The following is a 9,731-nucleotide window of genomic DNA, read 5'->3' on the forward strand; positions in this document are numbered from 1 at the left end:
GGACTGAGCGTCGCGCGCCGAGCAGCGCGTTCGGCTCACGACGCATGCGTGTGGTCTTCCGCGAGGGCGGCGTCGGCGAGGTCGTCGAGCTCCGCGCCCTTCGTCTCCGGCCCGAGGAGGTAGCCCGCGATCGTCAGCGTCCACAGCCCGCCGAGCGCGAGATACGGGGCTTGCGGCCCGTACTGCCCGATGGCCCAGCCGACGACGGCGGGCGCGGCGATGGACGCGATCCGGCCCCCGCCGACCGCGACTCCGAACCCCGTGCCGCGCAGCACGGTGGGGAAGAGCTCGGCGATATAGGTGTCGCCGACGCCCCACAGCCATCCGAGTGTGGCGATGGAGACCGCGCCGAACGGCAGGTACTCGCCGAGCGATTCGGAGGTCGCCCCGAGGACGGTCGAGACGATCTCGACGACGGCGGCGAGAATCGCGGAGGGCCGCCGCCCGACCCAGTCGGCGAGGCAGGCGCCCACGAACACGAACACCGCCTGCAACAGGAAGAACAGCAGCGCGTAGCGGATCGCGTCGGTCGGGGCGGCGTGGAACTTCTTCACGATATAGGTGGTCAGGAAGAGCGTCATGCCCCAGTAGCCGACCGCGTTCGCCGTGTAGATCAGCCAGCCGACGACGAGCCTGCGCCGCACGCCGGGGAGGCGCCAGAGCTTCGGCTTGGCCGCGGCCGCGCGCGCCTTGGCTTTGGCCTCGACGTGGCGGTGCGACTCGACGACGCCCTGGCGGACGAGGAACAGGAGGACCGCGGGGACGATCGCGACCACGAACACGGACTGCCAGCCGAAATGCGGCACGAGCACGAGCGCGACCGAGGCGGCGAGGACGTAGCCGAGGGAGAAGAGCGAGAAGATCACCCCGCCCACCCCGATGGCCCGGGTCTTCGCGGGCCACACCTCGGCCGTGTAGGGGGCGCCGACCGCGAGCTCGCCCGCTCCGCCGACCCCGGTCAGGAACCGGAGCCCGGTGAACGCGGCGAGGTTCGTGGTGAGCCCCGCGAGGGCGGTGGTGAAGCCGTAGAGCAGGATCGAGGCCCCGAGCGTGGTCTTGCGCCCCCAGCGGTCGGCGGCGAGGCCGAAGCCGATCGTGCCGACGGTGTAGCCGACCAGGAAGATCGAGCCGATGTACCCGGCTTGGGCTTCGGTGATCTGCAGGGTCTGCTGGATCTTGGGCAGCACGAGGCCGTAGATGTTCACCGCGTAGGAGTCGAACCCGTAGCCGAGCCCCGCCGTCACCGCGACGCCGAGCGCCTGCTTGAACGTGGGGGCTTGCCGGGACGCGGCTGGCTCGTGCCGCTCGGGTTCGGCCCTGCCCTCCTCGCGCGCCGGGTTCTCTTGTTCGGGCGGCGTGCCCGCGACGACAGTCATCCGCCGCACCGTACTGGAGCGAGGCGCCTCTGTGAAGTATCTGAATTGCCCAGATCAGAAAGAGCGTTCCGGCGCCGAGCCAGGCTCGGCGAAACCTGATGGCGGCTGTTCGCCCAGGCCGGATATCATTGTTGGTTATGACCATAGCCCCCGCATTCGCAGTGACGCGCAATCCAGCCCCTCTGGCGCCTGCGGAGCGAGCGGCTGTACTCGCGGATCCTGTTTTCGGGACTGTGTTCACCGACCACATGGTCTCCATCGCCTTTTCGAGGGAAGAGGGCTGGCACGACGCGCAGGTGCTGCCGTACGGCCCGATCAGCCTGCAGCCTTCCACGCGCGTGTTCCACTACGGGGAAGAGATCTTCGAGGGGCTCAAGGCGTACCGGCAGGCGGACGGCTCGGTGGCGGTCTTCCGCCCGGAGGCGAACGCCCGTCGTTTCCAGCGCTCCGCCCGCCGCCTGACGATCCCCGAGCTGCCGGAGGACCTCTTCCTCGAGTCGATCCGCCAGCTCCTCGCCCTCGACCACGCATGGGTGCCCGAGGCGGGCACGGAGTACTCGCTCTACCTGCGCCCCTTCGTCTTCGCGGACGAGCCCGCGCTTGGGCTGCATTTGGCGAAGTCGTACCGCTACTTGCTGATCGCGTGCCCGGTCGCGCCGTTCTTCAAGGGCGGGGTCGCCCCCGGCAAGGTCTGGGTCACCACCGAGTACACGAGGGCGGCTCCGGGCGGCACCGGCGGCGCGAAATGCGGCGGCAACTACGCGGGCTCGATGATCGGCCAGTCGCAGGCCGTGGCGCACGACTGCGACCAGGTGGTCTTCCTCGACGCGGTGGAGCGCAAGTACTTCGAGGAGGGCGCGGGCATGAACCTCGTCTTCATCTTCGGCTCGGGGGCGCAGGCCAAACTGGTGACGCCCGCGATCAGCGGCACCATTTTGGACGGCATCACGCGGGACTCCATCCTGCAGCTGGCGGTGGACGCGGGCTACGCGGTCGAAGAGCGTCCAGTGAGCTTCCAGGAGGTCAGGGACAAGGCCTTCTCCGGCGAGCTCACCGAGGCGTTCGCCTGCGGCACCGCCGCCGTGGTCAAGCCGATCGGCGAGATCCGCAGCGCAGAGGGCGAGTTCGTCGTCGGCGAGGGCGAGTCCGGCCAGGTCACGATGGCGCTGCGCGACACGCTCACCGGCATCCAGCGCGGCCAGTTCGCGGACGCGCACGGCTGGATGAGCACCCTCTGGTCGCCCAACGCCTGACGACCCGCGCGGTCAGAGCGTCAGGACAGCGCGCGGAGCGCGGTGCGCAGCGCCTGCAGGGCGAGGACCGGCCCGAGGCCGCCGCCCGCCAAATCCAGCGCGAGCGTGGGCGCGAGCCCGAGCCGGGCGAGGCCTTTCTCATGCGCGGGCAGGCTGGTGCGGTGCGCGGCGTGCCACCATGCGCTCGCGCCGGTGGACAGCCGCGCGGCGATGAGCGCGCCCGCTGCGGAGACCTCGCCGTCCAACAGCACCGGGGTGCGGCGCAGGGCGGCCTGCAGGCAGAAGCCCGCCGTCACAGCGATCTCCTTGGCGACGAGGCCGACGAGGCGTTCGGGGTCGCGCGCCGCGCCGTACAGCCGATGGCGCTCGTCGCGCACGGCGGCCACCTCTTCGACCCAGCGGCGCTCCTCGCCGGGCTCTCCCCAGCCGACGGCTGCGACGGGCTCGATGTCGACGATCGCGGCGATGGCCGCCGTCCCCGCAGTGCGCGCCTGCGGCGAATCCGCGAGCAGCAGCAAATCCGTTCCCGAGTCCACCTGCTGGTCGACGGTCTTCCGCCCGAATTCGAAAGCGTCCGCGCCGGTCGCGACCGTGGCCCAGCGGGCCTCGTGCGCATCGTCGGGCAGCGCGGACAGAGACCACTCGGGACCGTGCTCGCCGAGCAGCAGCCGGACCCTTGTCGGCGCGGCGTGCCCGCCCGCACGGCAGGACTCGTACCAGCGAAGCAGCTCGCCGAGCCGCCCTTGCCCTTGCTCGCCGCGCGCCGCGACGGGCAAGGGACTCGGCGCGGGCGGCCATGCCGAGGCGCCGTCGGACGGGTTCAGGCTCACACCTGGTCCTTGTCTTTCGGGGTCGCCCTGGGCTTGGGCACACGCATCCGGCGCATCTGGGTCGCCCTGCTGAAGGCGTACCAGCCGAGTCCGAGGCCCGGCTCGGTGCTGTCGGGGAACTTCAACCGGACCAAGTTGTTCACTTTGCGGCCGAGCCACAGGCCTTCGAGCACCATGGCGGCCAGCAGCACGAGCATCGCGGGGGCGGCGAAGACCTGGAACTTCGCCGGGGCGATGAGCGAGGCTCCGATCATCACGAACGCGACCGGCATGAAGGCCCCCGAGACGCTGCGCCGGGAGTCGATCACGTCGCGCACGTACGCGCGGACGGGGCCTTTGTCCCGAGGCAGCAGGTAGGCCTCCTCGCCCGCCAGCATCCGCTCCCTGGCCTGCGTCTGCCGCTCGCGCCGCGCGGCGCCCTGCGCGCGCCGCTCGTCACGGCTGAGCTTGGGCCCGGCAAGGGCCTTGCGCCGGGCTCTGGCCTCCGCGCCGGTGAGCGGGGCAGGGGGGAGCGGGCCGCGTCGCGCTCCCGCCGCGTCCCGCCGCTTCGGCGTCGGCCGCCCTTTGCCTTGGGTTTTGCCCCCGGCTCCTTCGGGCGTGTTCTCGCCAGGAGCGTCGGCGGCCTGTTCGGGCTGGTTCGGCGCGGAAGGGTTCGATTCGGGAGCGCCGGCTTGGGAGCGGTCGTCCTTGGTGTGTCGGGTCCACGGTAGTTTCACGAGCATCAAGGCTAGACCTTAGCGTTGTCGTCGTGTTCGGAGTATTGTGGGATGACAGAGCACCTGGAGTGAAAGACTTCCGCGACGCACGCGCGGAGAGATAGTGAAGGAGACCGGATGACCGCCGATTTGCAGACTGAGGCGCGCGAGCACGAGGTCGTGCTCACCGACGGCGCTGCCACGAAGGCCAAAGCGCTCCTGGAGCAGGAGGGCCGCGACGACCTGGCGCTCCGTATCTCGGTGCAGCCCGGCGGCTGCGCGGGCCTTCGCTACCAGCTCTTCTTCGACGACCGCACCCTCGACGGCGACCTGGTCTCCGAGTTCGACGGCGTGCGCCTGGTCGTGGACCGGATGAGCGCCCCCTACCTCTCCGGCGCCTCCATCGACTTCGTCGACACCATCCAGAAGCAGGGCTTCACGATCGACAACCCGAACGCGACGGGCTCCTGCGCCTGCGGCGACTCGTTCAACTGACCCGCTGAACGCGCGGACGCGCTGTGCCCCACGGACCTGGTCCGTGGGGCACAGCGCGTTATAGCCCGTCGTCGCCCCGCCGCGGCGGCGTCTTGTTCTGTCTCAGCCCGAGACGTCGGACTGCCAGAAGTGTCTTTCTTTGTCTCATGCCTTGACCTGGGTTTTCCTGCTGTCGCACAGTGATGGGGACCGGTTTCCAATGACGGATATGAGGTGTCAGCCATGAGTTACGTCGACCAATTGTGCGTCCCCCGATGCGATATCGAAGAAGAGCCCCAGCCCGCTATCGGGCACGGGCGGCTCCGCGGCCCGGCGGACGAAGCCGAGCGGTCCGAGCGGGAGAGCGCGACGCCGTGGGCGCTGGGCATGGAGAGGTTCGGCAGCGTCACCGCGACGGGGGCCGCGTGGTGAACGAGGGCGACGCGTTCGGCCGGGCGACCCGCTGCGCCGAAACGGCCAGTGACGAGATTTTGACCGGCTAAATCCGCACCGGGTAGTGCGGCTCGGGGATGGCAGGCACGATGCGCTTCTCCACGAACACCGCGTGCCACAGGACGAACAGCAGCACCGTCCAGATCTTGCGGGAGTGGTCGCCCTCGCCCGCCTGGTGGCGGTCGAGGAGGCTCGTCGCGAAGCCGAGGTCCACCAGATGGCCCGCCTGCGAGGCTTCGAGCTGCTCGCGGGTGAACTCCGCGAGCTGCCCGCCCTTGAGCCATACCCGGACGGGGACGGGGAAGCCGAGTTTCGGCCGGTCCAGCACATGCGCGGGCACGACCGTCGCGAGCGCCTGACGCAACGCGAACTTCGTCGTCCCGGCGTGGATCTTGTCCTGCCTGCGCAACTGCTTGGCGATGGAGAAGATCTCCGGGTCGAGGAACGGCACCCGGAGCTCGAGCGAGTTCGCCATGGTCATCTTGTCCGCCTTGACCAGGATGTCGCCGCGCAACCAGGTGAAAAGGTCGAGATGCTGCATCCGGGCCACCGGGTCCCAGCCCTCGGACTCCGCGTAGACCGGCGCGGTGACATCGGTGTGCCCCCATTCTGCTCCCCGCCACGGGGCGAGGGACCGCAACTCCTCGTCGGCGAAGTTGCGGGCGTTGCCGTAGTAGCGCTCCTCCAACGTCATCGAGCCGCGCCAGAGCAGGCCCTTGCCCCGGACCCCGTCGGGGATCTTGGTCGAGAGCCTGCGGATCCCATGGCGCACCGGGGCGGGCAGGCCCGTGAGCGGGCGGAGGGACAACGGCTCGCGGTAGATGGTGTAGCCGCCGAACAGCTCGTCCGCGCCTTCCCCGGACAGCACGACCTTGACGTGCTTGCGGGCCTCTTTCGCGACGAAGTACAGCGGCACGAGGGCGGGGTCGGCCACCGGGTCGTCGAGGTACCAGACGATTTCCGGCAGCGCGGCGACGAACTCGTCCTCGTCGACGACTTTCACGATGTGCTTCGCGCCGATGGCTTGCGCCGACTCGGCGGCCACGTCGATCTCCGAGTACCCCTCGCGGGCGAAGCCTGTGGTGAAGGTCATCAAGTTCGGGTTGTGGCGCATCGCGAGCGCGGCCACGGCGGTCGAGTCGATGCCGCCGGAGAGGAACGAGCCGACGGTGATGTCCGGGTCGGAGACCATGTGGGCGGCGACCGAGTCCTCCAGCGCCGCCAAGATCCGCGCGACGGGGTCTTTACGGGTCGGCTGGCCGAGATCGGGGCGGAAGTGCCTGCCGAACTGCGGCTCCGCGCCAGGGCGCAAGACCGCGTAGGTCCCCGACTCAAGCCTGCGGACCTCGCGGTGCAGGCTCTCCGGCTCCGGGACGTACTGCAGGGCGAGGTAATGGGCGAGCGCCCTGCGATCGAGCTCTTCGCCGAAGCCCGCGGCCTGCGCGAGGGCGACCACGCTCTTCTTCTCGCTGCCGAACACGAAGGCCTCGGACCCCTCCGCGTAGAAGAGGGGCTTGATGCCGAAGGGGTCGCGGGCGAGGACCAGCTCGCGCTCGACGGTGTCCCAGATCGCGAAGGCGAACATCCCGCGCAGCTCGCGAAGCGCGCCTGCGCCCCAGTGGTGCCATGCCGCGACGATCGCCTCGCCGTCGCCCTCGGTCGCGAACACCGCGCCGTGCTCGGCGGCGAGCCGCTCGCGCAACTGGCGGTAGTTGTAGATCTCGCCGTTGAAGGTGAGCGCGTAGCGGTCGGGCGACTCCGGCGGGCCCCAGCGCAGCGGTTGGTGCGCGTGGTCGACGTCGATGAAGGCGAGGCGGTTGAACCCGAAGACGACATCGTCGTCGTGCCAGATCCCGCCCTCCTCGTCCGGCCCCCGGTGGCGCATCAGATGGGCGGCCGAGAGGATGTCGCCGGTGAGCGCGCCCGCAGAACGCCTGCAGGAGAGCGCTCCCAAAAGTCCACACACGAGGGCGGTCACGCTCCTTCTAGATTTCGTTCGGCAGATAGGACCTGTGCAGTCTACGGACTCGACCCTGACTTCTGAACTCGGACACGCATGGTCTACGCTGCGTAGTAGACAGTTCCCCGTCGTGAAGAGCGCTCAGACCCCAAGTCGGAGAGAAAGGTAGAGAGTTCGTGCGCAAACTCCGCCCTACGCTGGACTTTCGTCGTCTGCGTTGGCCGGCCGTCCTTGGCTTGGCCGCCTTCAGCCTCTCCGGCTGCTCGGTGTATGACGACTTCCGCTTCGGCTGGCCGCAAGGAGTCACCCCGCAAGCGACTGCCATGGGCGACTTCTGGGTGTGGTCCTGCGTCGCGGCGCTCGCCGTCGGCGTCGTGGTCTGGGCGGCGATGTTCTGGACCATGTACTTCGACCGCAAGTCCCGTCTGAAAGAGGGCTCTCCCGAGTTCCCCCGCCAGACCGGGTACAACGCGGTGCTGGAGATGATCTGCACGGTCCTCCCGACGATCATCGTGGCGGGCCTCTTCTACTACACGGTGGTCACGCAGAACTTCGTCGAGAAGAAGGTCTCGAACCCGAACGTCGTCGTCGACGTCACCGCGTTCCGGTGGAACTGGAAGTTCGGCTACAACAAGGTCGAGAAAGTCGGATCGGTCGCCGACTACGACGGCCACCTCGAGAACACCGTCAACGGCAAGCCTTACCGCGAGGGCGAAGGCGAAGAGGGCGAAGGCAAGCGTTGGCCGCTGCCGGTGAACAACCGCAGCGCGGACGACATCAGCTACCTCGCGTTCAACAAGATCGAGACTGTCGGCACCGACAACGAGATCCCCGTCCTGGTGCTCCCGACCGACAAGATCGTCGAGTTCCGCCTCGCCTCCCGCGACGTCGTCCACTCGTTCTGGGTGATCGACTTCCTGTTCAAGCGCGACGTGTTCCCCAACCCCAAGGAGAACCAGACCGACAACGTCTTCCAGATCACGAAGATCGAGCACGAGGGCGCCTTCGTCGGACGTTGCGCGGAGCTCTGCGGCACGTACCACTCGATGATGAACTTCGAGGTCCGCGCGGTGGCTCCGGAGAAGTTCGCGAAGTACCTCGAAGCCCGCAAGGCGGGGAAGAGCAACGCGGACGCGCTCGCGTCGATCGGCGAGCAGCCGCTCGCGACGACGACGCATCCGGACCCGGTGCGGGTCGCGGAGCGTCCCAACAGCAGCCAGGCGCAATGAGCGCGGCAGGCACAGCGCGAAGGGAGATGACGCGATGAAAGTCGAAGCGCGGTTATTCGAGATCCTCACGGGGTTCTTCTTCCTCATGGCCGTCATCTACGGCATCTTCACGGCGTACAGCCGGGCTGGCATGGAGTGGGTCGGCGTCACCGCCATCACGCTGACCGGCGGGCTCACCCTGATCACCGGCACGTTCCTGCGGTTCGTCGCCCGGCGCATCGAGCTGCGTCCCGAGGACCGGCTGGACGCCGAGGTCGCCGAGGGCGCTGGCGAGCTGGGCTTCTTCAGTCCCGGAAGCTGGTGGCCCATCCTGATCGCGGGCAGCGCCGCCATCGTCGCCGTGGCCCTCGCCATGGACCTGTTCTGGCTGCTGGCCGCTGGAGCCGTGTGCATCCTCGCCACGGTCGCCGGTTTGGTGTTCGAGTACCACCGGGGCGCCGAAAAGCACTGAGCTTTCTGTCAGGGCCGCCCGAGACTGTTCGCAGTCTCGGGCGGTTTCTGCGTTTGACCCCTGTGGTGTGTGCCAAGGGCCTCGACTGGCGAGCTCTGCGGCCCTGAGCCGAGTTGGGACCAGACCCCCGCTGGGGCTGCCGCCGACTGGGGGCTCTGCGCGAATATGAGATGCGGTTGGCGGTGCGTCTCAGGCGGGGGGAGTCGGTGGTCCAGGCGGGTCGAGGAGGATGTCGTGGCGGTGGGCGGCGTAGAACCGGGATTGCCTGTGCATGATGACATCCATCGGGGTGTCACGGCTGACGCCGTAGACCGTTCCGGGGAAGTCGAGCTCGCGCTGGATGGCCCAGATCTCGTCATGACGGTCTGGTGGGAACATGTGTGCCGGGTCGCCGACGGCGACCCAGCCTATCGGCACCATGGAGTCGGCAGGCAGGCGCGTTCGGACATGCACGACCGCGTTGATCCGCACTTCAGCTCGTGCTCCGATTCGGCTCCCAGGGAACAGCGAAGCTCCGGTGGCGATGAAACTGCCGTCCTCGACGGTCGTGCCGTTGAGGTGGGTGTGCGGCCCGATCATCACGTGGTTCCCGATGGTCGATGCCCAACGCTCGCGGGACCGGATCAGCGCTTGCTCCATGACGACCGTTTCGACGCCGATAGTGACACGGCCGTCCTCGGCAGTCAGGACGGCGCCGTGGAGCACCTGCGCCCCCTCGGCTATGACCACGTCCCCGACGAGCACAGCGGTAGCGGCCACGTAGGCGCTCTCATGGACCTTGGGGCGTTTCCCGCGGTGTTCAACAATCATGATGCGGCCTCCCAACCGGAGTGATCGAGCGGATGTCGCGGGCACGGGCTGCTCTCGCGAAAGCAGGCATAGAAGATGCGAGCCCGCCTCTGTTCTCGTCGTGTTTCGGACACTACCACGGCAGGGCCTGGGAAACAGCGGGGGAGGGGAGGGCTTGTGCCGCCAAACGGAAGGGGCCCCGGTCGAATTCGACCGGGGCC

Annotated in this window: 10 protein-coding genes; 5 read left to right on the forward strand and 5 right to left on the reverse strand. The window is 68.7% G+C overall.

All coding sequences use genetic code 11. The features are described from left to right. Nucleotides 1-35 precede the first annotated feature (35 nt). A complete protein-coding gene (locus ACRC20_RS07455; RefSeq protein ID WP_438685728.1) occupies nucleotides 36-1,376 on the reverse strand; it encodes an MFS transporter in 1,341 nt (446 codons plus the stop codon). 137 nt (nucleotides 1,377-1,513) lie between these two features. Here ACRC20_RS07455 and ACRC20_RS07460 point away from each other — a divergent pair, with 137 nt between their 5' ends. Next, complete coding sequence (locus tag ACRC20_RS07460; protein WP_438685729.1) at nucleotides 1,514-2,629, forward strand: branched-chain amino acid aminotransferase; 1,116 nt, start codon at nucleotides 1,514-1,516, stop codon at nucleotides 2,627-2,629. Nucleotides 2,630-2,649: 20 nt separating this feature from the next. Here ACRC20_RS07460 and ACRC20_RS07465 read toward each other — a convergent pair whose 3' ends face one another. Next, nucleotides 2,650-3,459: a nicotinate-nucleotide--dimethylbenzimidazole phosphoribosyltransferase gene (locus ACRC20_RS07465; protein ID WP_438685730.1), complete on the reverse strand. Its 810-nt coding sequence runs from the start codon at nucleotides 3,457-3,459 to the stop codon at nucleotides 2,650-2,652. Further along, nucleotides 3,456-4,175, reverse strand: a complete 720-nt coding sequence (locus ACRC20_RS07470; protein WP_438685731.1) for a DUF3043 domain-containing protein — start codon at nucleotides 4,173-4,175, stop codon at nucleotides 3,456-3,458. Before ACRC20_RS07470 ends, ACRC20_RS07465 begins: the two co-directional genes overlap by 4 nt. Before the next feature lie 117 nt (nucleotides 4,176-4,292). On the opposite strand from ACRC20_RS07470, the gene ACRC20_RS07475 reads away from it, so the two are divergent. Together ACRC20_RS07475 and ACRC20_RS07480 are read left to right on the forward strand one after the other, a co-directional pair. Continuing rightward, on the forward strand, nucleotides 4,293-4,649 hold the full coding sequence (locus tag ACRC20_RS07475; protein ID WP_438685732.1) for a HesB/IscA family protein: 357 nt from the start codon (nucleotides 4,293-4,295) through the stop codon (nucleotides 4,647-4,649). Between the two features lie 222 nt (nucleotides 4,650-4,871). Beyond that, on the forward strand, nucleotides 4,872-5,060 hold the full coding sequence (locus ACRC20_RS07480) for a hypothetical protein (RefSeq protein WP_438685733.1): 189 nt from the start codon (nucleotides 4,872-4,874) through the stop codon (nucleotides 5,058-5,060). Nucleotides 5,061-5,127: 67 nt separating this feature from the next. Here ACRC20_RS07480 and asnB read toward each other — a convergent pair whose 3' ends face one another. Then, entirely contained in the window at nucleotides 5,128-7,047 is a 1,920-nt protein-coding gene (asnB, locus tag ACRC20_RS07485; RefSeq protein ID WP_438685739.1) for an asparagine synthase (glutamine-hydrolyzing), read from the reverse strand. A 170-nt stretch (nucleotides 7,048-7,217) separates the two neighbouring features. Between asnB and ctaC the strand changes: the two genes are divergently transcribed. Together ctaC and ACRC20_RS07495 are read left to right on the forward strand one after the other, a co-directional pair. Further along, on the forward strand, nucleotides 7,218-8,270 hold the full coding sequence (ctaC, locus tag ACRC20_RS07490) for an aa3-type cytochrome oxidase subunit II (protein ID WP_438685734.1): 1,053 nt from the start codon (nucleotides 7,218-7,220) through the stop codon (nucleotides 8,268-8,270). Between the two features lie 34 nt (nucleotides 8,271-8,304). Beyond that, nucleotides 8,305-8,721, forward strand: a complete 417-nt coding sequence (locus ACRC20_RS07495) for a cytochrome c oxidase subunit 4 (RefSeq protein ID WP_438685735.1) — start codon at nucleotides 8,305-8,307, stop codon at nucleotides 8,719-8,721. Nucleotides 8,722-8,910: 189 nt separating this feature from the next. On the opposite strand, the gene ACRC20_RS07500 is transcribed toward ACRC20_RS07495, so the two are convergent. Further along, entirely contained in the window at nucleotides 8,911-9,531 is a 621-nt protein-coding gene (locus ACRC20_RS07500) for a gamma carbonic anhydrase family protein (RefSeq protein ID WP_438685736.1), read from the reverse strand. Nucleotides 9,532-9,731: the final 200 nt, after the last annotated feature.

The sequence above is a fragment of the Segniliparus sp. genome, from assembly GCF_051660745.1.
GTDB lineage: Bacteria > Actinomycetota > Actinomycetes > Mycobacteriales > Mycobacteriaceae > Segniliparus.